This is a genomic window from Stenotrophomonas sp. (assembly GCF_032056425.1).
In the GTDB taxonomy this organism is placed as follows: domain Bacteria; phylum Pseudomonadota; class Gammaproteobacteria; order Xanthomonadales; family Xanthomonadaceae; genus Stenotrophomonas.
The window spans coordinates 197,413-219,330 of record NZ_DAMBCN010000003.1; the positions used below are offsets into that span (position 1 = coordinate 197,413).

The 21,918-nt window shown below is 62.6% G+C and carries 30 protein-coding genes; all 30 read left to right on the plus strand.

What is annotated here, in order from left to right; genetic code table 11:
* Window positions 1-10: 10 nt before the first annotated feature.
* The 30 genes from rpoC to rpsD all read left to right on the plus strand — a co-directional run bounded on the left by rpoC (window position 11) and on the right by rpsD (window position 21,897).
* A complete protein-coding gene (rpoC, locus tag RTY46_RS03735; protein ID WP_312706731.1) occupies window positions 11-4,231 on the plus strand; it encodes a DNA-directed RNA polymerase subunit beta' in 4,221 nt (1,406 codons plus the stop codon).
* A gap of 304 nt (window positions 4,232-4,535) precedes the next feature.
* Entirely contained in the window at window positions 4,536-4,910 is a 375-nt protein-coding gene (rpsL, locus tag RTY46_RS03740) for a 30S ribosomal protein S12 (RefSeq protein WP_004145320.1), read from the plus strand.
* A gap of 12 nt (window positions 4,911-4,922) precedes the next feature.
* Window positions 4,923-5,390: a 30S ribosomal protein S7 gene (gene rpsG / locus RTY46_RS03745; RefSeq protein WP_108748654.1), complete on the plus strand. Its 468-nt coding sequence runs from the start codon at window positions 4,923-4,925 to the stop codon at window positions 5,388-5,390.
* Between the two features lie 138 nt (window positions 5,391-5,528).
* Window positions 5,529-7,670, plus strand: a complete 2,142-nt coding sequence (gene fusA / locus RTY46_RS03750; RefSeq protein WP_312706732.1) for an elongation factor G — start codon at window positions 5,529-5,531, stop codon at window positions 7,668-7,670.
* A gap of 51 nt (window positions 7,671-7,721) precedes the next feature.
* The gene (gene tuf, locus RTY46_RS03755; RefSeq protein ID WP_108752270.1) at window positions 7,722-8,912 is read left to right on the plus strand and encodes an elongation factor Tu; all 1,191 of its coding nucleotides are present in this window, start codon (window positions 7,722-7,724) and stop codon (window positions 8,910-8,912) included.
* A gap of 332 nt (window positions 8,913-9,244) precedes the next feature.
* A complete protein-coding gene (gene rpsJ, locus RTY46_RS03760; protein WP_005408208.1) occupies window positions 9,245-9,556 on the plus strand; it encodes a 30S ribosomal protein S10 in 312 nt (103 codons plus the stop codon).
* Between the two features lie 11 nt (window positions 9,557-9,567).
* Window positions 9,568-10,218: a 50S ribosomal protein L3 gene (gene rplC / locus RTY46_RS03765; RefSeq protein ID WP_004145336.1), complete on the plus strand. Its 651-nt coding sequence runs from the start codon at window positions 9,568-9,570 to the stop codon at window positions 10,216-10,218.
* Window positions 10,219-10,230: 12 nt separating this feature from the next.
* Window positions 10,231-10,836, plus strand: coding sequence for a 50S ribosomal protein L4 (gene rplD, locus RTY46_RS03770; protein ID WP_102944279.1), 606 nt, complete (start codon window positions 10,231-10,233; stop codon window positions 10,834-10,836).
* Entirely contained in the window at window positions 10,833-11,132 is a 300-nt protein-coding gene (gene rplW, locus RTY46_RS03775) for a 50S ribosomal protein L23 (RefSeq protein ID WP_049470489.1), read from the plus strand. The genes rplD and rplW overlap by 4 nt, the downstream gene beginning before the upstream one ends.
* Before the next feature lie 10 nt (window positions 11,133-11,142).
* Window positions 11,143-11,970, plus strand: coding sequence for a 50S ribosomal protein L2 (gene rplB / locus RTY46_RS03780; RefSeq protein WP_108748657.1), 828 nt, complete (start codon window positions 11,143-11,145; stop codon window positions 11,968-11,970).
* Between the two features lie 6 nt (window positions 11,971-11,976).
* The gene (gene rpsS / locus RTY46_RS03785) at window positions 11,977-12,246 is read left to right on the plus strand and encodes a 30S ribosomal protein S19 (protein ID WP_005415413.1); all 270 of its coding nucleotides are present in this window, start codon (window positions 11,977-11,979) and stop codon (window positions 12,244-12,246) included.
* 12 nt (window positions 12,247-12,258) lie between these two features.
* Window positions 12,259-12,594: a 50S ribosomal protein L22 gene (gene rplV, locus RTY46_RS03790; protein WP_080375339.1), complete on the plus strand. Its 336-nt coding sequence runs from the start codon at window positions 12,259-12,261 to the stop codon at window positions 12,592-12,594.
* Window positions 12,595-12,612: 18 nt separating this feature from the next.
* Window positions 12,613-13,347 carry a 30S ribosomal protein S3 gene (gene rpsC, locus RTY46_RS03795; protein ID WP_005415414.1) on the plus strand — a complete coding sequence of 245 codons (735 nt, stop codon included), beginning with the start codon at window positions 12,613-12,615 and terminating at the stop codon, window positions 13,345-13,347.
* A gap of 5 nt (window positions 13,348-13,352) precedes the next feature.
* Window positions 13,353-13,766 carry a 50S ribosomal protein L16 gene (gene rplP / locus RTY46_RS03800; RefSeq protein ID WP_025879305.1) on the plus strand — a complete coding sequence of 138 codons (414 nt, stop codon included), beginning with the start codon at window positions 13,353-13,355 and terminating at the stop codon, window positions 13,764-13,766.
* Entirely contained in the window at window positions 13,766-13,951 is a 186-nt protein-coding gene (rpmC, locus tag RTY46_RS03805; protein WP_004154487.1) for a 50S ribosomal protein L29, read from the plus strand. Before rplP ends, rpmC begins: the two co-directional genes overlap by 1 nt.
* An 11-nt stretch (window positions 13,952-13,962) precedes the next feature.
* Window positions 13,963-14,232, plus strand: a complete 270-nt coding sequence (gene rpsQ, locus RTY46_RS03810) for a 30S ribosomal protein S17 (RefSeq protein ID WP_004145355.1) — start codon at window positions 13,963-13,965, stop codon at window positions 14,230-14,232.
* A 12-nt stretch (window positions 14,233-14,244) separates the two neighbouring features.
* Complete coding sequence (rplN, locus tag RTY46_RS03815; RefSeq protein WP_010483978.1) at window positions 14,245-14,613, plus strand: 50S ribosomal protein L14; 369 nt, start codon at window positions 14,245-14,247, stop codon at window positions 14,611-14,613.
* 16 nt (window positions 14,614-14,629) lie between these two features.
* Window positions 14,630-14,947, plus strand: a complete 318-nt coding sequence (gene rplX, locus RTY46_RS03820) for a 50S ribosomal protein L24 (RefSeq protein ID WP_108748658.1) — start codon at window positions 14,630-14,632, stop codon at window positions 14,945-14,947.
* 11 nt (window positions 14,948-14,958) lie between these two features.
* Window positions 14,959-15,501: a 50S ribosomal protein L5 gene (gene rplE / locus RTY46_RS03825; protein WP_004145361.1), complete on the plus strand. Its 543-nt coding sequence runs from the start codon at window positions 14,959-14,961 to the stop codon at window positions 15,499-15,501.
* A gap of 18 nt (window positions 15,502-15,519) precedes the next feature.
* A complete protein-coding gene (gene rpsN, locus RTY46_RS03830) occupies window positions 15,520-15,825 on the plus strand; it encodes a 30S ribosomal protein S14 (protein ID WP_199932085.1) in 306 nt (101 codons plus the stop codon).
* A 258-nt stretch (window positions 15,826-16,083) separates the two neighbouring features.
* Complete coding sequence (gene rpsH / locus RTY46_RS03835; protein WP_005408210.1) at window positions 16,084-16,482, plus strand: 30S ribosomal protein S8; 399 nt, start codon at window positions 16,084-16,086, stop codon at window positions 16,480-16,482.
* Window positions 16,483-16,500: 18 nt separating this feature from the next.
* Window positions 16,501-17,025, plus strand: a complete 525-nt coding sequence (rplF, locus tag RTY46_RS03840; RefSeq protein ID WP_312706733.1) for a 50S ribosomal protein L6 — start codon at window positions 16,501-16,503, stop codon at window positions 17,023-17,025.
* 56 nt (window positions 17,026-17,081) lie between these two features.
* Window positions 17,082-17,435 (plus strand): 50S ribosomal protein L18, encoded by a 354-nt coding sequence (gene rplR / locus RTY46_RS03845; protein WP_108748662.1) that lies wholly within the window; start codon window positions 17,082-17,084, stop codon window positions 17,433-17,435.
* A gap of 160 nt (window positions 17,436-17,595) precedes the next feature.
* Entirely contained in the window at window positions 17,596-18,138 is a 543-nt protein-coding gene (gene rpsE, locus RTY46_RS03850; RefSeq protein ID WP_053448882.1) for a 30S ribosomal protein S5, read from the plus strand.
* Complete coding sequence (gene rpmD, locus RTY46_RS03855) at window positions 18,131-18,322, plus strand: 50S ribosomal protein L30 (protein WP_004145412.1); 192 nt, start codon at window positions 18,131-18,133, stop codon at window positions 18,320-18,322. The genes rpsE and rpmD overlap by 8 nt, the downstream gene beginning before the upstream one ends.
* A gap of 6 nt (window positions 18,323-18,328) precedes the next feature.
* A complete protein-coding gene (gene rplO / locus RTY46_RS03860; protein WP_312706735.1) occupies window positions 18,329-18,772 on the plus strand; it encodes a 50S ribosomal protein L15 in 444 nt (147 codons plus the stop codon).
* 7 nt (window positions 18,773-18,779) lie between these two features.
* Complete coding sequence (gene secY / locus RTY46_RS03865; RefSeq protein WP_108752276.1) at window positions 18,780-20,147, plus strand: preprotein translocase subunit SecY; 1,368 nt, start codon at window positions 18,780-18,782, stop codon at window positions 20,145-20,147.
* A 347-nt stretch (window positions 20,148-20,494) separates the two neighbouring features.
* On the plus strand, window positions 20,495-20,851 hold the full coding sequence (rpsM, locus tag RTY46_RS03870) for a 30S ribosomal protein S13 (protein WP_004154500.1): 357 nt from the start codon (window positions 20,495-20,497) through the stop codon (window positions 20,849-20,851).
* 11 nt (window positions 20,852-20,862) lie between these two features.
* Window positions 20,863-21,252, plus strand: coding sequence for a 30S ribosomal protein S11 (rpsK, locus tag RTY46_RS03875; protein ID WP_042614211.1), 390 nt, complete (start codon window positions 20,863-20,865; stop codon window positions 21,250-21,252).
* A 15-nt stretch (window positions 21,253-21,267) separates the two neighbouring features.
* Window positions 21,268-21,897, plus strand: coding sequence for a 30S ribosomal protein S4 (gene rpsD / locus RTY46_RS03880; protein WP_004145446.1), 630 nt, complete (start codon window positions 21,268-21,270; stop codon window positions 21,895-21,897).
* Window positions 21,898-21,918: the final 21 nt, after the last annotated feature.

The window sequence follows — 21,918 nt, forward strand, 5'->3', positions numbered from 1 at the left end:
GGAGAACACCATGAAAGACCTGCTCAACCTCTTCAACCAGCAGCGCCAGACGCTGGACTTCGACGCGATCAAGATCGCGCTGGCCTCGCCGGACCTGATCCGCTCGTGGTCCTTCGGCGAAGTGAAGAAGCCGGAAACCATCAACTACCGTACCTTCAAGCCGGAACGTGACGGCCTGTTCTGCGCCGCCATCTTCGGCCCGGTGAAGGACTACGAGTGCCTGTGCGGCAAGTACAAGCGCATGAAGCACCGCGGCGTGGTCTGCGAAAAGTGCGGCACCGAAGTGACCCTGGCCAAGGTGCGCCGCGAGCGCATGGGCCACATCGACCTGGCTTCGCCGGTCGCGCACATCTGGTTCCTGAAGTCGCTGCCGTCGCGCATCGGCCTGATGCTGGACATGACCCTGCGCGACATCGAGCGCGTGCTGTACTTCGAAGCCTACGTGGTGACCGAGCCGGGCCTGACCGCCCTGGAACGCCGCCAGCTGCTGACCGAAGAACAGTACCTGCAGGCCCGCCAGGAGCACGGTGACGACTTCGACGCCGCCATGGGCGCCGAGGCCGTGTACGAACTGCTGCGCACCATCGACCTGCAGTCGGAAATGACCCGCCTGCGCGAAGAAATCGCCAGCACCGGTTCGGAAACCAAGCTGAAGCGACTGACCAAGCGCATCAAGCTGATCGAAGCCTTCCTGGAATCGGGCAACCGTCCGGAATGGATGGTCATGACCGTGCTGCCGGTGCTGCCGCCGGACCTGCGTCCGCTGGTTCCGCTGGACGGCGGCCGCTTCGCGACCTCCGACCTGAACGACCTGTACCGCCGCGTCATCAACCGTAACAACCGCCTGCGCCGCCTGCTCGAACTGAGCGCGCCGGACATCATCGTGCGCAATGAAAAGCGCATGCTGCAGGAATCGGTCGATGCGCTGCTGGACAACGGCCGTCGTGGCCGTGCCATCACCGGCACCAACAAGCGCCCGCTGAAGTCGCTGGCCGACATGATCAAGGGCAAGCAGGGGCGCTTCCGCCAGAACCTGCTCGGCAAGCGCGTCGACTACTCGGGCCGTTCGGTCATCGTGGTCGGCCCGTACCTGCGCCTGCACCAGTGCGGCCTGCCGAAGAAGATGGCGCTGGAGCTGTTCAAGCCGTTCGTCTTCGCCAAGCTGCAGCGTCGTGGCCTGGCCACCACCATCAAGGCCGCCAAGAAGCTGGTCGAGCGCGAAGAAGCCGAAGTCTGGGACATCCTGGAAGAGGTCATCCGCGAACACCCGGTGATGCTGAACCGTGCGCCGACCCTGCACCGTCTGGGCATCCAGGCGTTCGAGCCGGTGCTGATCGAAGGCAAGGCCATCCAGCTGCACCCGCTGGTCTGCACCGCGTTCAACGCCGACTTCGACGGTGACCAGATGGCCGTCCACGTGCCGCTCTCGCTGGAAGCCCAGCTGGAAGCGCGTGCGCTGATGATGTCGACCAACAACATCCTGTCGCCGGCCAACGGCGAGCCGATCATCGTGCCGTCGCAGGACGTCGTGCTGGGTCTGTACTACATGACCCGCTCGCTGGAAAACAAGAAGGGCGAGGGCATGGCCTTCGCCAACATCGCCGAAGTCAAGCGCGCCTACGACAACCGCGTGGTGGAACTGCACGCCAAGGTCAAGGTCCGCATCACCGAGGTGGTGACCGACGAAGACGGCAACAAGCAGAACAAGACCTCGATCGTGGACACCACGATCGGTCGCGCCCTGCTGGCTGAAATCCTGCCGGAAGGCCTGCCGTTCGCGCTGGCCAATGTCGAGCTGACCAAGAAGAACATCAGCCGCCTGATCAACTCCAGCTACCGCCAGCTGGGCCTGAAGGACACGGTCGTGTTCGCCGACAAGCTGATGTACACCGGCTTCGCCTACGCGACCCGCGCCGGCGTCTCCATCGGCATCGACGACATGCTGATCCCGGACGAGAAGAAGGGCATCCTCACCGAGGCCGAAGCCGAAGTGCTGGAAATCCAGGAGCAGTACCAGTCGGGCCTGGTCACCGCCGGCGAGCGCTACAACAAGGTGGTCGACATCTGGTCGCGCACCAATGAACGCATCGCCAAGGCGATGATGGACACCATTGGTACCGAGAAGGTGGTCAATGCCAAGGGCGAAACCATCGACCAGAAGTCGATGAACTCGCTGTACATCATGGCCGACTCCGGTGCGCGTGGTTCGCAGGCGCAGATCCGTCAGCTGGCCGGCATGCGCGGCCTGATGGCCCGTCCCGATGGCTCGATCATCGAGACGCCCATCAAGGCGAACTTCCGCGAAGGCCTGAACGTGCAGGAGTACTTCAACTCCACCCACGGTGCCCGTAAGGGTCTGGCCGATACCGCGCTGAAGACCGCGAACTCGGGTTACCTGACCCGTCGTCTGGTCGACGTGGCGCAGGACGTGGTGATCACCGAGGTGGATTGCGGTACCACCGAAGGCCTGATCATGACCCCGATCGTGGAAGGCGGCGACGTGGTCGAGCCGTTGAAGGACCGCGTGCTGGGTCGTGTGGTTGCCGAGGACGTGTTCCTGCCGGGCAACGACGAAGATCCGATCGTGACCCGCAACACCCTGCTGGACGAAGCCTGGGTGGCCAAGCTGGAAGATGCCGGCGTGCAGACCATCAAGGTCCGCTCGACCATCTCCTGCGAATCGGCCTTCGGCGTCTGCGCCCGTTGCTACGGCCGTGATCTGGCCCGTGGCCACCTGGTCAACATCGGTGAAGCGGTCGGCGTCATCGCCGCCCAGTCCATCGGCGAGCCGGGTACCCAGCTGACCATGCGTACGTTCCACATCGGTGGTGCGGCGTCGCGAGCTGCTGCGGTCGACAACATCACCGTCAAGACCACCGGCTCGGTCAAGTTCAGCAACCTCAAGTCGGTCGAGCACGCCAATGGCTCGCTGGTGGCAGTGTCGCGCTCGGGCGAAATCTCGGTGCTCGATGCCCACGGCCGTGAGCGTGAGCGTTACAAGCTGCCGTACGGTGCCACCATCACGTCCAAGGACGGCGATGCGATCAAGGCTGGCCAGACCGTGGCCAACTGGGATCCGCATAACCACCCGATCGTGTCGGAAGTAGCCGGTTTCATCCGCTTCATCGACTTCGTCGACGGCGTCACCGTCATCGAGAAGACCGACGAACTGACCGGTCTGGCCTCGCGCGAAATCACCGATCCGAAGCGTCGTGGTGCACAGGCCAAGGACCTGCGCCCGATCGTGCGCATCGTCGATGCCAAGGGCAATGATCTGTCCATCCCGGGTACCGATCTGCCGGCGCAGTACCTGCTGCCGCCGCGTTCGATCGTCAACCTGCAGGACGGCGCGCCGGTGGGCGTGGGCGACGTGGTTGCCAAGATCCCGCAGGAAGCGTCCAAGACCCGCGACATCACCGGTGGTCTGCCGCGCGTGGCCGATCTGTTCGAAGCGCGCAAGCCGAAGGATCCGGCCGTGCTGGCCGAGCGTTCGGGCATCATCAGCTTCGGCAAGGACACCAAGGGCAAGCAGCGCCTGATCATCAAGGACACCGATGGTTCGGAACACGAAGAGCTGATTCCGAAGTACCGCCAGGTGATCGTGTTCGAAGGTGAACACGTGACCAAGGGCGAAACCATCGTGGACGGCGAGCCGAGCCCGCAGGACATCCTGCGCCTGCTGGGTGTCGAACCGCTGGCCGCCTACCTGGTGAAGGAAATCCAGGACGTGTACCGCCTGCAGGGCGTGAAGATCAACGACAAGCACATCGAAGTCATCACCCGCCAGATGCTGCGCAAGGTCGAGATCACCGACCAGGGCAGCAGCAAGTTCCTGAACGGTGAACAGGTGGAGCGTCAGCGCGTGATCGAGGAGAATGCGCGCCTGGCCACCCGCAGCGAGCTGCCGGCGCACTTCGATCCGGTGCTGCTGGGTATCACCAAGGCTTCGCTGGCCACTGAATCGTTCATTTCGGCGGCGTCCTTCCAGGAAACCACCCGCGTGCTGACCGAAGCTGCCGTCCGCGGCACCAAGGACAACCTGCGTGGCCTGAAGGAAAACGTCATCGTCGGCCGTCTGATTCCGGCCGGTACTGGCCTGTCGTACCACAGCAGCCGCCGCCGCGACGCGTCCGGCCTGACCGAATCGGAAATGCAGACCCTGGCCGGTGCTCCGGCTGCGGTTGAAGCGCCGGTGGTCGAGGCGGAAGCTGAACAGGCTTCGGAAGACTGATACACCGGTCCGGCCTCACGGCCGGACCACCCGGGTGGTAGCGTCGACTGTCAGTCGACTGCGCCGATCGGGCCAAGGACAGGGCAGGGTGGACCGCTCGCGGTTCACCCCGCCAACCTGAACGGGGTACATGGAGGCCCCCCAGTAACGTTCCGGGATCAGGAACGGGCTTGACAGAACGCGTTTGACTGCGTTCCTGACAGGTTGCTACAATCGTCTGTCTCAGCAGGCCAGAATTTTGGCCTGCTTTAACATTTCCGCATCTCTGGCCGGATTTCCGGCCACCAATCAGAAGAACCTACTGATGGCGACGATCAACCAGCTGGTCCGCAAGCCGCGGCAAGCTACCACGTACAAGAGTGCCTCGCCGGCGCTCGACAAGTGCCCGCAGCGCCGTGGCGTCTGCACCCGCGTCTACACCACCACCCCGAAGAAGCCGAACTCGGCTCTGCGCAAGGTTGCCAAGGTCCGCCTGACCAACCAGGAAGAAGTCATTTCCTACATCGGCGGTGAAGGCCACAACCTGCAGGAACACTCCGTGGTCCTGATCCGTGGCGGTCGCGTCAAGGATCTGCCGGGTGTGCGTTACCACACCGTTCGTGGCTCGCTCGACGCCGCCGGCGTTGCCAAGCGTCGCCAGGCCCGTTCCAAGTACGGCGCCAAGCGTCCGAAGGCCTAAGGGGAGAGCACTATGTCGCGTAAGGGTAATACTCCGCAGCGTTCCGTCCTGCCGGATCCGAAGCACGGAAGCGAAACCATCGCCCGTTTCATCAACATGGTCATGCAGAGCGGCAAGAAGTCCGTCGCTGAAAAGATCGTGTACGGTGCCATGGACGTCATCTCCGAGAAGAACGCCAACTCGATCGAGCTGGTGCAGAAGGCTCTGGACAACGTCGCTCCGGCGGTCGAAGTGAAGTCGCGTCGCGTCGGCGGCGCTACCTACCAGGTGCCGGTCGAAGTGCGCGCCTCGCGCAAGATGGCCCTGGCCATGCGTTGGCTGATCGACTCCGCGCGCAAGCGTGGTGAGAACACCATGCCGAAGAAGCTGGCTGCTGAACTGATCGACGCCGCGGAAAACCGTGGTGGCGCCATCAAGAAGCGCGAAGAAACCCACCGCATGGCCGAAGCCAACAAGGCCTTCGCCCACTACCGCTGGTGAGTTTGACGGCCTTGTAAAACAGGCAGGGCAGCACCATCACGGTGCTGCCTCGCGGCCCCAGAAGGGCTGCGCCAATCCGAAGGCCGCCGCAAGGCGGCGTTCGGCCATCCGAAATCCAAGAAATCTGAGAGGCTCCCCGTGGCCCGTTCCACTCCCATCGAGCGTTACCGTAACTTCGGCATCATGGCTCACATCGATGCCGGCAAGACCACCACGTCCGAGCGCATCCTGTTCTACACCGGCAAGAGCCACAAGATCGGTGAAGTGCATGACGGCGCCGCCACCATGGACTGGATGGAGCAGGAACAGGAACGTGGCATCACGATCCAGTCCGCTGCCACCACCGCGTTCTGGAAGGGCATGGACAAGTCCCTGCCGGAGCACCGCTTCAACATCATCGACACCCCCGGGCACGTCGACTTCACCATCGAAGTGGAGCGCTCGCTGCGCGTGCTCGACGGTGCGGTGTTCGTGCTGTGTGCCGTCGGTGGCGTGCAGCCGCAGTCGGAAACCGTGTGGCGCCAGGCCAACCGCTACAAGGTGCCGCGCATCGCGTTCGTCAACAAGATGGACCGCACCGGCGCCAACTTCTACAAGGTCCGTGACCAGCTGAAGGCCAAGCTCGGCGCCGTTGCCGTGCCGATGCAGCTGCCGATCGGCGCTGAAGACGGCTTCAAGGGCGTTGTCGACCTGCTGAAGATGAAGGCCATCCATTGGGATGAAGCCTCGCAGGGCATGAAGTTCGAGTACGGCGACATCCCGGCCGACCTGCAGGAAAAGGCTGAAGAAGCCCGTACCTTCATGATCGAGACCGCGGCTGAAGCCAGCGAAGAGCTGATGGAAAAGTACCTGGGCGGCGAAGAGCTGGCCGAGTCGGAAATCATCAACGCGCTGCGTACCCGTACCCTGGCCACCGAAATCGTCCCGATGTACTGCGGTTCGGCGTTCAAGAACAAGGGCGTGCAGGCCATGCTGGACGGCGTGATCCAGCTGCTGCCGTCGCCGGTTGACGTGCCGGACGTGACCGGTACCGACGTGGATGACGAAAACGTCGCCATGACCCGCAAGTCCGACGACAAGGCTCCGTTCTCGTCGCTGGCCTTCAAGATCATCACCGACCCGTTCGTCGGCGCGCTGACCTTCTTCCGTGTCTACTCGGGCACCCTGAATGGCGGCGACACCGTGCTGAACTCGGTGAAGGGCAAGAAGGAGCGCATCGGCCGCATCCTGCAGATGCACTCGAACAACCGCGAAGAAATCAAGGAAGTTCTGGCCGGTGACATCGCCGCGGCCGTGGGCCTGAAGGACACCACCACCGGTGACACCCTGTGCGCGGTCGACCAGCCGATCATCCTGGAGCGCATGACGTTCCCGGAGCCGGTGATCTCGATGGCCGTCGAACCGAAGACCAAGTCGGACCAGGAAAAGATGGGTCTGGCCTTGGGCCGTCTGGCGCAGGAAGATCCGTCGTTCCGCGTCAAGACCGACGAAGAATCCGGCCAGACCATCATCTCGGGCATGGGCGAGCTGCACCTGGACATCATCGTCGACCGCCTGAAGCGCGAGTTCAACGTTGAAGCCAACGTCGGCGCGCCGCAGGTGGCCTACCGCGAAACCATCACCCTGGCTGACGTGAAGTCGGACTACAAGCACGCCAAGCAGTCTGGTGGTAAGGGTCAGTACGGTCACGTCGTGATCGAACTGTCGCCGATCACCGCTGAAGATCGTGCCGATGCCAAGATCGCTCCGCTGATCAAGGACGACTTCCTGTTCATCAACGACATCACCGGTGGTGTGATTCCGAAGGAATTCATCCCGTCGATCGAAAAGGGCCTGCGCGAAACCATCACCAGCGGTCCGCTGGCTGGCTTCCCGGTCGTGGACGTCAAGGTGAAGCTGGTGTTCGGCTCGTACCACGACGTCGACTCGTCGGAAATGGCGTTCAAGCTGGCCTCCTCGATGGCCTTCAAGCAGGGCTTCTCCAAGGCCAAGCCGGTCCTGCTGGAGCCGATCATGAAGGTCGAGATCGTGACCCCGGAAGACTACCAGGGTGACGTGATGGGCGACGTCAGCCGTCGTCGCGGTGTGCTGCAGGGTTCCGACACCACCGGTGACGGCTCCGCTTCGATCATCAACGCGATGATCCCGCTGGGTGAAATGTTCGGCTACGCCACTGCGCTGCGTTCGCAGACCCAGGGCCGCGCCACCTTCACCATGGAATTCGACCACTACGAGCCGGCGCCGAACAACATCGCCGAAGCCGTCATGAAGAAGGGCTGAGCCTCGCTCAGCCTCTCCTGAAAACCACTTTCAATATCAAGGTAAACAACAATGGCAAAGGGTAAGTTCGAGCGCACCAAGCCGCACGTCAACGTCGGCACCATCGGTCACGTCGACCATGGCAAGACCACGCTGACCGCTGCACTGACCAAGATCGGTGCCGAGCGCTTCGGTGGCGAGTTCAAGGATTACTCGGCAATCGACGCTGCTCCGGAAGAGAAGGCTCGTGGTATCACGATCTCGACCGCGCACGTCGAATACGAATCCACCACCCGTCACTACGCCCACGTTGACTGCCCGGGCCACGCTGACTACGTCAAGAACATGATCACCGGTGCCGCCCAGATGGACGGCGCGATCCTGGTGTGCTCGGCCGCTGACGGCCCGATGCCGCAGACCCGCGAGCACATCCTGCTGTCGCGTCAGGTCGGCGTGCCGTACATCGTCGTGTTCCTGAACAAGGCCGACATGGTTGACGATGCCGAGCTGCTGGAACTGGTCGAAATGGAAGTCCGCGAACTGCTGAGCAAGTACGAGTTCCCGGGCGACGACACCCCGATCATCTCGGGTTCGGCTCGTCTGGCGCTGGAAGGCGACCAGAGCGACATCGGCGTGCCGGCGATCATCAAGCTGGTCGACGCGCTGGATACCTGGATTCCGGAACCGGAGCGTGCCGTCGACAAGCCGTTCCTGATGCCGGTGGAAGACGTGTTCTCGATCTCGGGCCGCGGCACCGTGGTGACCGGCCGTATCGAGCGCGGCGTGATCAAGGTCGGCGAAGAAATCGAAATCGTCGGCATCCGTCCGGTGCAGAAGACCACCGTGACCGGCGTCGAAATGTTCCGCAAGCTGCTGGACCAGGGCCAGGCAGGCGACAACGCCGGCCTGCTGCTGCGCGGCACCAAGCGTGACGACGTCGAGCGCGGCCAGGTTCTGGCCAAGCCGGGCACCATCAAGCCGCACACCACCTTCGAAGGCGAAGTGTACGTGCTGTCGAAGGACGAAGGCGGCCGTCACACCCCGTTCTTCAACGGCTACCGCCCGCAGTTCTACTTCCGTACCACCGACATCACCGGTAAGGCCAACCTGCCGGAAGGCGTCGAGATGGTGATGCCGGGCGACAACGTGAAGATGGTTGTCGAGCTGATCAACCCGGTGGCAATGGACGAAGGCCTGCGCTTCGCCATCCGCGAAGGCGGCCGTACCGTCGGCGCTGGCGTGGTCTCGAAGATCATCGCGTAATCTGGTAGTATCTGCGCCCCGATGTTGCCTGGGTAGGGCATCGGGGCGTATCAAATGGGAAAGCAGGCACAGGATGTGCCTTGTGTTCCCCGGACCAGGAACGGTCAATGCCATTCAGGCGGCGTCAACAGGCAGCTGTTGACAGCTGCCTTGCGTGCCATTATGCTTCCACGTCTGGGCAGACCGGGAAACTGGCCTGCCTACGTTTTTGGGGTCTATGGATTGACCTTGTCGGCCTGCAGGAGTGCGGGCCGTCTGTATTCAGGGATTTCACGGGACAAAGCAACCCAGAGGCTTTGTCTGTCGCTCTTTTAACGAAGGAACCTACCGCCATGGCGGACCAAAAGATCCGGATCCGGCTGAAAGCGTTCGATCATCGTCTGATCGACCGTTCGGCCAGCGAGATCGTTGAAACGGCCAAGCGGACCGGCGCGCAAGTGCGTGGCCCGATCCCGCTGCCGACCAAGATCGAGCGTTACACCGTCCTCGTTTCCCCGCACGTCGACAAGGACGCGCGTGACCAGTACGAGACCCGCACGCACAAGCGCGTGCTCGATATCGTTGACCCGAATGACAAGACCGTGGACGCGCTGATGAAGCTCGAACTGGCTGCCGGCGTCGACGTTCAGATCAAGCTGACCTGAGGACTACGACCATGACGAAGAAGTATTCGTTGGGCTTCGTGGGCCGCAAGGCTGGCATGAGCCGCGTGTTCACTGAAGATGGCCGCTCCATCCCGGTGACCCTGATCGAAGCAACCCCCAACCGCATCGCACAGATCAAGACCGTCGAAACCGACGGCTACAGCGCCGTGCAGGTGACCGTCGGCGCGCGTCGCGCTGCCCTGGTCAACAAGCCGGAAGCCGGCCACTTCGCCAAGGCGAAGGTGGAAGCGGGTCGTGGCCTGTGGGAATTCCGCGTTGAAGACGCGCAGCTCGGCGATTTCGCCGTTGGCGGCGAAGTCAAGGCGGACATCTTCGAAGTCGGCCAGATCGTCGACGTCCAGGGTGTCACCAAGGGTAAGGGTTTCCAGGGCACCATCAAGCGCCACAACTTCCGTATGGGCGATGCAACCCACGGTAACTCGCTGTCGCATCGCGCGCCGGGTTCGCTGGGTCAGCGCCAGACCCCGGGTCGCGTTTTCCCGGGCAAGAAGATGTCGGGCCACATGGGCGCGGTGCAGCAGAGCACCCAGAACCTGGAAGTGGTCAAGGTCGACGTCGAGCGCGGTCTGATCGCAGTTCGCGGCGCCGTTCCGGGCGCGGCGGGTGGCGACGTGATCGTCCGTCCGGCGAGCAAGGCATAAGGAGAGATGACGATGGAACTCGTTATCACGGGTAGCAACAACAAGGTCTCGGTCTCCGACGCCGTGTTCGGTCGCGATTTCAGCGAAGATCTGGTCCACCAGGTCGTCGTTGCTTACCGCAACGCCGGTCGCGCCGGCACCAAGGCGCAGAAGACTCGCTCCGAAGTGGCAGGTACCACCAAGAAGTCGAAGAAGCAGAAGGGCGGCGGCGCGCGTCATGGCGCACTGACGGCTCCGATCTTCGTCGGCGGCGGTGTCACCTTTGCGGCCAAGCCGCGCAGCTTCGAGCAGAAGGTCAATCGTAAGCAGTACCGTGCCGCCATGTGCGCGATCCTGTCCGAGCTGAACCGTCAGGGCCGTCTGACCATCGTGGAGTCCTTCGACGTCGAAGCGACCAGCACGAAGGGTCTGATCGCCAAGCTGGCCGGCCTGGAAGTGGGCAAGCGCCCGCTGATCGTCACCGAGGAAGCCTCCGAACACCTGTACCTGTCGGCTCGCAACGTTCCCTACGTGGAAGTGCGTGACGTGCAGGGCCTGGATCCGGTGTCCCTGGTTGGTGCCGACACGGTCGTCATCACCGCTGACGCGGTCAAGAAGGTCGAGGAGTGGCTGGCATGAACAGCAACGAAAAAATCTTCAGCGTGCTGCGTGCCCCGCGTGTCTCCGAAAAGACCGCGCGCCTGCAGGAACTCTCCAACCAGTATGTCTTCGAAATTTCGAACGAAGCCACCAAGGCCGATGTAAAGGCCGCGGTTGAGCAGCTGTTCGACGTCAAGGTCGAAGCCGTCAACGTGGTCAACGTCAAGGGCAAGAACAAGTCCTTCCGTAACCGTGCTGGCCGCCGCGGCGATTGGCGCAAGGCGTACGTTCGCCTGGCCGACGGCCAGTCGATCGATGTAACGGCCAAGGCCTGAGGTACATCCCATGCCATTGATGAAATTCAAGCCCACTTCCCCCGGCCGCCGTTCGGCCGTGCGCGTGGTCACTCCCGACCTGCACAAGGGTGCTCCGCACGCCGCGCTGGTCGAGTCGCAGAGCCGCTCGGGTGGTCGTAACCACCATGGCCGCATCACCGTGCGTCACGTCGGTGGTGGCCACAAGCAGCACTACCGCATCATCGACTTCAAGCGCAACAAGCTGGGCATCCCGGCGCGCGTGGAACGCATCGAATACGATCCGAACCGCACCGCCCACATCGCCCTGCTGTGCTACGTCGACGGTGAGCGCCGCTACATCATCGCCCCGAAGGGTCTGAAGGCTGGTGATCAGGTGATCGCTGGTTCGGACGCCCCGATCAAGGCCGGCAACACCCTGCCGCTGCGCAACATCCCGGTCGGTACCACCATCCACTGCATCGAACTGAAGCCCGGCAAGGGCGCTCAGATCGCCCGCGCCGCTGGTGCGGCCGTGCAGCTGGTTGCCCGCGAAGGCATCTACGCCACCCTGCGCCTGCGCTCGGGTGAAATGCGTAAGGTTCCGGTCGAGTGCTGCGCCACCATCGGTGAAGTCGGCAACGACGAGCACAGCCTGGAAAAGCTGGGCAAGGCCGGTGCCAAGCGTTGGCGCGGCGTCCGCCCGACCGTTCGTGGTGCTGCCATGAACCCGGTTGACCACCCGCACGGTGGTGGTGAGGCGAAGGCCGGCCAGGGTAACCCGCATCCGGTCACCCCGTGGGGTGTTCCGACCAAGGGTTACAAGACGCGCCATAACAAGCGCACTCAGCAGTTCATCGTCCGCGATCGTAGGGGCTAATCGACCATGGCACGTTCACTCAAGAAGGGCCCGTTCGTCGATCACCACCTCGTCAAGAAGGTGGAGGCCGCTGCGGGCAGCAAGAAGCCGATCAAGACCTGGTCGCGCCGTTCGATGATCCTGCCTGACATGGTAGGCATCACCATTGCCGTGCATAACGGCAAGAACCACATCCCGGTTCTCGTCAACGAGAACATGGTCGGCCACAAGCTCGGCGAATTTGCCATCACCCGGACCTTCAAGGGTCACGGTGGTGACAAGAAGTCGGGCAAGTAAGGAGAGATGACAATGGAAGCGAAAGCCATCCTGCGCACTGCGCGCATCTCCCCGCAGAAGGCTCGTCTGGTCGCTGACCAGGTGCGCGGTCTGCCGGCCGAACGTGCGGTCAACCTGCTGAAGTTCTCGGACAAGAAGGCTGCCCACCTGATCAAGAAGGTGGTGGAGTCGGCTATTGCCAACGCCGAGAACAACCAGGGCGCCGACGTCGACGAGCTGAAGGTTCAGACCATCATGGTTGATGAAGGTCCGACCCTGAAGCGTTTCATGGCGCGGGCGAAAGGCCGCGGTACCCGCATCCTCAAGCGCACCAGCCACATCACTGTGGTTGTGGGCGCCGGCAAGTAAGCGGATAAGGAAAAGACCATGGGTCATAAAGTTCATCCGATTGGTATCCGTCTCGGTATTTCCAAGGACTGGAACTCCAAGTGGTACGCCAACAAGGCCGAGTTCGCTGGTTACCTGGCAGCCGACCTGAAAGTGCGCGACATGCTGCGCAAGAAGCTGGCTCAGGCCGGCATCAGCAAGATCCTGATCGAGCGTCCGGCCAAGACCGCTCGCGTGACGATCCACACCGCCCGTCCGGGCGTGGTGATCGGCAAGCGCGGTGAGGACATCGAGAAGCTGCGCAAGGAAGTGAGCGAAATGATGGGCGTCCCGGCGCACATCAACGTCACCGAAGTGCGCAAGCCGGAACTGGACGCGCAGCTCGTTGCCGAGTCGATCGCCCAGCAGCTGGAGCGTCGCATCATGTTCCGCCGTGCAATGAAGCGCTCGGTCGGCAATGCGATGCGCCTGGGTGCCCTGGGCATCAAGGTCAACGTCGGTGGCCGCCTCAACGGTGCAGAAATCGCCCGTTCGGAGTGGTACCGCGAAGGCCGCGTGCCGCTGCACACCCTGCGTGCCGACATCGACTATGGCTTCGCTGAAGCCAAGACGACCTACGGCATCATCGGCATCAAGGTCTGGATCTACAAGGGCGAGGTCTTCGATTTCTCCCAGGTTGGCCAGGAAAAGCAGGACGACACCCCGTCGCGCAACGATCGTCACGATCGCGGCGACCGCGGTGACCGTCAGCGCCCGGCTCGTGAAGCGAGGTAACGACAATGTTGCAACCCAAGCGAACCAAGTACCGCAAGGTACACAAGGGCCGTAACGAAGGCCTGAGCTGGAGCGCCAACGCTGTCAGCTTCGGCGAGTACGGTCTGAAAGCAACCGCCCACGGTCAGCTGACCGCGCGCCAGATCGAAGCGGCCCGCCGCTCGATCAGCCGCTACGTCAAGCGCGGCGGCAAGATGTGGATCCGTGTGTTCCCCGACAAGCCCATCACCAAGAAGCCCATCGAAGTTCGAATGGGTTCGGGTAAGGGCAACGTGGAATACTGGGTGGCCCAGATCCAGCCCGGCCGCATGATCTATGAAATCGAGGGTGTTACCGAAGAAGTGGCACGCGAGGCATTCCGCCTGGCCGCCGCCAAGCTCTCGGTCACCACCACTTTCGTGACCCGGACGGTGCGCTGATGGATATCAAAACTCTCCGTGAAAAGTCGGCTGACGAACTCAAGGCCCACCTGATCGACCTGCGTAAGGAACAGTTCTCTGTCCGTATGCAGCAGGTCACCGGCCAGCTGCCGAAGACCCACGACATCCGCCGGGTCCGTCGCGAGATTGCTCGCGTCAAGACCCTGCTCGGCAGCACGAAGTAAGGATGGCCGCTATGAGCGACAATACTGAAAACAAGGCGCTGCGCACGGTCGAAGGCCGTGTCGTCAGCAACAAGATGGACAAGACGGTTACCGTCCTGGTTGAGCGTCAGGTCAAGCACGCGCTGTACGGCAAGTACATCAAGCGCTCGACCAAGCTGCACGCCCACGATGCCGACAACGCCTGCAAGGAAGGCGATGTCGTCCGCGTGACCGAGATTGCTCCGATGTCCAAGACCAAGAACTGGCGCGTGGTGGAAGTCATCACGCGTGCGGCTGAATAAGGAGTCTGAATCATGATCCAGATGCAGAGCTACCTTGACGTCGCGGACAATTCGGGTGCCAAGCAGGTGATGTGCTTCAAGGTGCTGGGTGGTTCCAAGCGCCGTTACGCCGGTATCGGCGACATCATCAAGGTCACCGTGAAGGATGCGATTCCGCGCGGCAAGGTCAAGAAGGGTGAAGTGTATGACGCCGTCGTGGTGCGTACCCGCAAGGGTGTGCGTCGCGCCGACGGCTCGCTGATCCGCTTCGACGGCAACGCTGCCGTTCTGCTGAACAACAAGCAGGAGCCGATCGGTACCCGTATCTTCGGGCCGGTGACCCGTGAACTTCGTTCGGAGAAGTTCATGAAGATCGTCTCGCTCGCTCCCGAAGTGCTGTGAGCGACAGGAGATAATCATGGCTAACCGTATCAAGAAGGGCGACCAGGTTGTCGTCAATGCCGGCAAGGACAAGGGCGAGCGTGGCGAAGTGCTTCGCGTCGACGGCGACCGCGTGGTCGTTGCCAACGTGAACATCGTCAAGCGCCACACCAAGCCGAATCCGCAGGCAGGCGTTGCCGGCGGCGTGGTCGAGCGTGAAGCGTCGATCCATATCTCCAACGTGAATGTGCTGAACCCGGCTTCGGGCAAGGGCGAACGCGTTGGCTTCAAGGTGCTGGAGGATGGACGCAAACTGCGTGTGTTCCGCTCCAGCGGTGAGGCGCTCGACGCCTGAGGAATGTGAAGATGACTTCCCGTCTCGAAAAGTTTTACAAGGAAGAAGTGGTGCCGGCGCTGATGAAGCAGTTCGGCTACACCAATCCGATGGAAGTGCCGAAGCTGGTCAAGGTCACCCTGAACATGGGTGTCGGCGAAGCGGCCACCAACAAGAAGATCCTGGAAAACGCCGTCGGCGACATGACCAAGATTTCCGGCCAGAAGCCGGTTGTCACCAAGTCGCGTATCTCGGTTGCGTCGTTCAAGATCCGTGATGGTTGGCCGATTGGCTGCAAGACCACGCTGCGTCGCCACAAGATGTACGAGTTCCTGGACCGCCTGATCAACATCTCGCTGCCGCGCGTGCGCGACTTCCGTGGTGTTTCCGGTCGTTCCTTCGACGGTCGCGGCAACTTCAACATGGGTGTGAAGGAACAGATCATCTTCCCGGAAATCGACTTCGACGCTGTCGACGCGATCCGCGGCATGGATATCGCCATCACCACCACTGCGAAGACCGACGCGGAAGCGAAGGCGCTGCTGGCAGCGTTCAAGTTCCCGTTCCGTAACTGATCTGTCGAGGAAACCGAAATGGCAAAGACCTCCATGGTCAACCGCGACATCAAGCGGGAAAAGCTGGCCAAGAAGTACGCTGAAAAGCGTGCGGCTCTGAAGAAGATCGTGTCCTCCCAGGATGCGACCTACGAAGAGAAGATCGACGCCGCAACCAAGCTGGCCAAGCTGCCGCGCGATTCGTCGCCGAGCCGTCAGCGCAACCGTTGCGAGCTGTCGGGCCGTCCGCGTGGCGTCTACAGCAAGTTCGGCCTGGGCCGCAACAAGCTGCGTGAAGCCACCATGCGTGGCGACGTGCCGGGCCTGCGCAAGGCCAGCTGGTAATCCCAGCCGGTCCTGCGATCAGGAGCCCCTTCGGGGGTTCCTGAACAGGTCAGGGCAGGCATTCAGCCTTGCCCAAGCAAAAAACCCGAAGAGCCCGGCGCAAGTCGGGCTCTTTTGGCGTATACTCCCGCGTCTTGCCCTGCGCGAGCGGGGTTGTAGGGGTAGGCCATTGGCCTGCCGCAAGAAGGGACCTGGCCCGTTTCCAGGAGACAACAGATTTTCGCGAAAGCGGATATCGGTGCACTCAAAGGTATTCATATGAGCATGACTGATCCCATCGCCGACCTGCTGGTCCGCATCAAGAATGCGGCCGCGGTTGGCAAGCAGACGGTGAAAGCCCCGTCGTCCAAGATCAAGGTTGCGATCGCCCAGGTCCTGAAGGACGAGGGTTACATCACCGACCTGCGCGTGACCCAGCTGGAAAACAACAAGTCCGAGCTGGAAATCGTGCTGAAGTATTTCGAAGGCAAGCCGGTCATCGCGACCCTGAAGCGTTTCTCGCGTTCGGGCCTGCGCCAGTACCGCGGCAAGAGCGAACTGCCGAAGGTCATGAACGGCCTGGGTATCTCCATCATTTCCACCTCCAAGGGCATCATGACTGATGCGCAGGCGCGCCAGCTGGGCGTCGGCGGCGAAGTCCTGTGCTTCGTGGCCTAAGGCGAGAGGAGTAAGAATATGTCCCGCGTAGCCAAGAAGCCCATCGACCTGGGTAAGGTTGAACTGAACGTCCAGTCCGAATCTGTCACCGTCAAGGGCCCGAAGGGCACCCTGTCGCTGCCGAAGCCGGCCGGCATTGCAATCAACGTCGAGAACGGCGTTGCCACCCTGAGCGCCGAGAATGCGGAGCTGATCCCGCTGACCGGTACCGTCCGCGCCATCCTGTCCAACATGGTCAAGGGTGTTTCCGAAGGCTTCGAGCGCAAGCTGGAGCTGGTCGGCGTGGGTTACCGTGCTGCCATGCAGGGCAAGGACCTGAGCCTGTCGCTCGGCTTCTCGCACCCGGTGGTGTTCGTTGCTCCGGAAGGCATCACCATCTCCACCCCGACCCAGACCGAGATCCTGGTCCAGGGCGCCGACAAGCAGGTCGTTGGTGAAGTTGCCGCCAAGATCCGTGCGTTCCGCAAGCCGGAACCGTACAAGGGCAAGGGCGTGAAGTACTCCGACGAAGTCATCATCCGTAAGGAAGCCAAGAAGGCCTAAGCGCGAGTCCCTCACCAGGGAAAAGCCTGACCTTCAGCTTTCAAGGAAAACACATCATGAACAAGAACATCGCCCGCCTGCGTCGCGCCAAGTCGACCCGTGCTCACATCCGCGAGCTGGGTGTGGCCCGTCTGTCGGTGCTGCGCACCGGCCAGCACCTGTACGCACAGGTCTTCACCGCCGACGGCTCCAAGGTGCTGGCTGCTGCCAACACCACCCAGGCCGACATCAAGGACGGCCTGAAGAACGGCAAGAACGCCGACGCCGCTGCCAAGGTTGGCCGCATCGTTGCCGAGCGCGCCAAGGCCGCTGGCATCGAGAAGGTGGCCTTCGATCGTTCGGGTTACCGTTACCACGGCCGCATCAAGGCCCTGGCTGACGCCGCCCGCGAAGCCGGCCTGCAGTTCTAAGAGGTCAGGGCAGGGGACCTTCGTCTCCTGCCCGCCTGCTCGCCCGCCTGAGTGAGGCGGGGCGGCGCCGCTCTTCTGCAGCGGCCCACCGCAACAACGCGGTACTTCACAACCATAAGCGGCTTCGAGCCGTACATACCCAAACAACCAAGGAATCAAGATGGCAGAAGAACGTCAGCAGCGGGGTCGCGATCGCGACCGCAACCGCGAAGAGAAAGTCGACGACGGCATGATCGAGAAGCTGGTCGCGGTCAACCGCGTCAGCAAGACCGTCAAGGGCGGTCGCCAGTTCACCTTCACCGCCCTGACTGTGGTCGGCGACGGCGAAGGCAAGGTCGGTTTCGGTTACGGCAAGGCGCGCGAAGTGCCGGTCGCCATCCAGAAGTCGATGGAACAGGCTCGCAAGAACCTGGTCAGCGTTGACCTGAACAACGGCACCCTGTGGCACACCATCAAGGATGGCCACGGCGCTGCACGCGTGTTCATGCAGCCGGCTTCGGAAGGTACGGGCGTCATCGCCGGCGGTGCCATGCGCGCCGTGCTGGAAGCGGTGGGCGTGAAGAACGTGCTGGCCAAGGCCACCGGTTCGCGCAACCCGATCAACCTGGTGCGTGCCACCGTGAAGGGCCTGACTGCTGCGCAGTCGCCGGCTCGCATCGCGGCCAAGCGCGGCAAGAAGGTGGAGGAACTCAACCATGGCTAATGAGTCCAACAAGACTGTGAAGGTGCGCCTGGTGCGCGGCCTGCGTGGTGCTCAGTCGCGTCACCGCCTGTCGGTACGTGCTCTGGGTCTGAACAAGCTCAACGATGTGCGTGAACTGAAGGACAGCCCGCAGGTTCGCGGTCTGATCAACACCGTTCACTACCTCGTCAAGGTTGAGGAGTAATCGATCATGACTCTGCGTCTCAATGAACTGAGCCCGGCACCGGGCGCCCGCACCGAGCGCATCCGCGTCGGTCGCGGTATCGGCTCGGGCCTGGGCAAGACTGCCGGCCGCGGCCACAAGGGTTCGTTCGCCCGTAAGGGTGGCGGCAAGATCAAGGCTGGCTTCGAAGGCGGCCAGACCCCCATGCAGCGTCGTCTGCCGAAGATCGGCTTCCGTTCGCCGATCGCCAAGGACACCGCTGAAGTGCTGCTGTACGCGCTGGACAAGCTGCCGGCCGGTGAGATCGACTTCGCCGCCCTGCGTGCTGCCAAGCTGGTGCCGAGCACTGCCAAGAAGGCCAAGGTCGTCGTCAAGGGCGAAGTGACCAAGGCGTTCACCCTGAAGGGTATTGCTGCCACGGCTGGTGCCAAGGCCGCGATCGAAGCTGCCGGCGGCAGCGTAACGGAGTAAGAAAATCATGGCGCAAGCTGGCATCGGTAACCTCGCGGGCGGAATGGGCAAGTTCACTGAACTTCGCCAACGTTTGCTGTTCGTCGTCGGGGCTTTGATCGTCTATCGCATTGGCTGCTACGTGCCGGTGCCGGGCGTCAATCCCGATGCCATGCTTGCCATGATGCAACAGCAGGGCGGCGGCATCGTGGACATGTTCAACATGTTCTCGGGCGGCGCCCTGCACCGTTTCAGCATCTTCGCGCTGAACGTGATGCCGTACATTTCGGCATCGATCGTGATGCAGCTGGCCGTCCACATCTTCCCCGCGCTGAAGGCGATGCAGAAGGAAGGTGAGTCCGGTCGCCGCAAGATCACCCAGTATTCGCGCATCGGCGCCGTGCTGCTGGCAGTGGTGCAGGGCGGTTCGATCGCGCTGGCCCTGCAGGGCCAGGTCTCGCCGTCGGGCGCTCCGGTTGTCTACGCGCCGGGCATGGGCTTCGTGCTCACCGCCGTGATCGCGCTGACCGCCGGCACCATGTTCCTGATGTGGGTTGGTGAGCAGGTGACCGAGCGCGGCATCGGCAACGGTGTGTCGCTGATCATCTTCGCCGGCATCGTGGCCGGCCTGCCGACCGCGGTCATCCATACCTTCGATGCCTACCGCGACGGCAACATCCAGTTCATCCAGCTGCTGCTGATCGCCATCGTGGTGCTGGCCTTCACCTTCTTCGTGGTGTTCGTCGAACGCGGCCAGCGCCGCATCACGGTGAACTACGCACGTCGCCAGGGTGGCCGCAACGCGTACATGAACCAGACTTCGTTCCTGCCGTTGAAGCTGAACATGGCGGGCGTGATTCCGGCCATCTTCGCCTCCAGCCTGCTGGCCTTCCCGGCCACGCTGACCATGTGGGCCGGCCAGGCCGCCAACCAGAGCACCTTTGGCCAGATCCTGCAGAAGGTCGCCAATGCCCTGGGCCCGGGCGAGCCGCTGCACATGATCGTGTTCGCTGCGCTGATCACCGGCTTTGCGTTCTTCTACACCGCGCTGGTGTTCAATTCGCAGGAAACCGCCGACAACCTGAAGAAGTCCGGCGCGCTGATTCCGGGCATCCGTCCGGGCAAGGCCACCGCCGACTACATCGACGGCGTGCTGACCCGCCTGACCGCAGCCGGTTCGGCCTACCTGGTGATCGTCTGCCTGCTGCCGGAACTGATGCGCACGCAGCTGAACGCCTCGTTCTACTTCGGCGGTACTTCGCTGCTGATCGTGGTGGTGGTGGTGATGGACTTCATCGCCCAGGTGCAGGCGCACCTGATGTCGCACCAGTACGAGAGCCTGCTGAAAAAGGCCAACCTGAAGGGCGGCAACCGCGGCGGCTTTGCTCGCGGCTGATCAGCCTGTTATACTTTCGTCTTCCTGACGTGATGGTCCCTCCGCTTCGCGGACCCCGGCCACACAAACGAAGGGCGGCCCCCGCAGCGGTTCCGGGTGGGGGTGTGATGAGGTGGTCCCGCGCAGGAGTAGCGCGGGCGGCCCCGGAGGAAACTCCAGGTCCAACCCCATCCGGCGCCGGAGCCTGGGCACACTCCCCAGGCCGGGTTCATGAAACCAATGGTTTCACGGGCTTCCATGTAAACCGGAACCTTGTTAGTATCGCTAGTTCACTTTTTTGATCCATCCTGCCGGATTGGCGCGCCCACGGTGCGCTGTCGGCCATCACTCAGCTGGAGAACCGCGTCATGGCGCGTATTGCAGGCGTCAACCTGCCAGCCCAGAAGCACGTCTGGGTCGGGTTGCAAAGCATTTACGGCATCGGCCGTACCCGTTCGAAGAAGGTCTGCGAAGTCGCAGGCGTTGCTTCGACCACCAAGATCCGCGATCTGTCGGAGCCGGAAATCGAGCGCCTGCGCGCCGAAGTCGGCAAGTACATCGTGGAAGGCGATCTGCGCCGTGAGATCGGTATCGCGATCAAGCGCCTGATGGACCTGGGCTGCTACCGCGGCCTGCGTCACCGTCGTGGCCTCCCGCTGCGTGGCCAGCGCACCCGTACCAACGCCCGCACCCGCAAGGGTCCGCGCAAGGCGATCAAGAAGTAAGGGACTGACAAATGGCTAAGCCCGCTGCTAAGACCAAGAAGAAGATCAAGCGCGTCATCACTGATGGCGTTGCCCACGTCCACGCTTCGTTCAACAACACCATCGTGACCATCACCGACCGCCAGGGCAACGCTCTGTCGTGGGCGACCTCCGGTGGCGCTGGCTTCCGCGGTTCGCGCAAGTCGACCCCGTTCGCAGCCCAGGTGGCTGCCGAAAAGGCCGGTCGTGCTGCGCTGGACTACGGCGTGAAGTCGCTGGAAGTCCGCATCAAGGGCCCGGGTCCGGGCCGTGAGTCGGCCGTGCGTTCGTTGAACAACGTCGGCTACAAGATCACCAACATCATCGACGTGACGCCTATCCCGCACAACGGGTGCCGTCCGCCGAAGAAGCGTCGCGTCTAAAGGGAGCGATAAGAAATGGCTCGTTATATCGGTCCTACCTGTAAGCTCGCCCGTCGCGAAGGCGCCGACCTGTCCCTGAAGAGCCCGGCGCGTGCGCTGGACTCCAAGTGCAAGCTGGAGCAGAAGCCCGGCCAGCACGGCGCCACTGCCCGCAAGGGCAAGCTGTCCGACTACGCCACCCAGCTGCGTGAAAAGCAGAAGGTCAAGCGTATCTACGGCCTGCTGGAGCGTCAGTTCCGCAACTACTACAAGAAGGCCTCGACCAAGAAGGGCAACACCGGCGAGAACCTGCTGCAGCTGCTGGAAACCCGCCTGGACAACGTCGTCTACCGCATGGGCTTCGCCGTGACCCGTCCGGCTGCCCGTCAGCTGGTGTCGCACCGCGGCGTCACCGTGAACGGCAAGTCGGTCAACCTGGCTTCGTACCAGGTCAAGGCTGGCGATGCCATCGCTCTGTCGGAAAAGGCTGCCAAGCAGCTGCGCGTCCAGGAAGCCCTGACCGTCGCCGCCCAGCATGACCTGAGCCCGTCGTGGGTCGAAGTGGATTCCGGTAAGTTCACCGGCATCTTCAAGGCTGTTCCGGATCGTTCGGACCTGCCTGCGGACATCAACGAAGCGCTGATCGTCGAGCTGTATTCGAAGTAATTCACATTGGAGAGCCCCCGG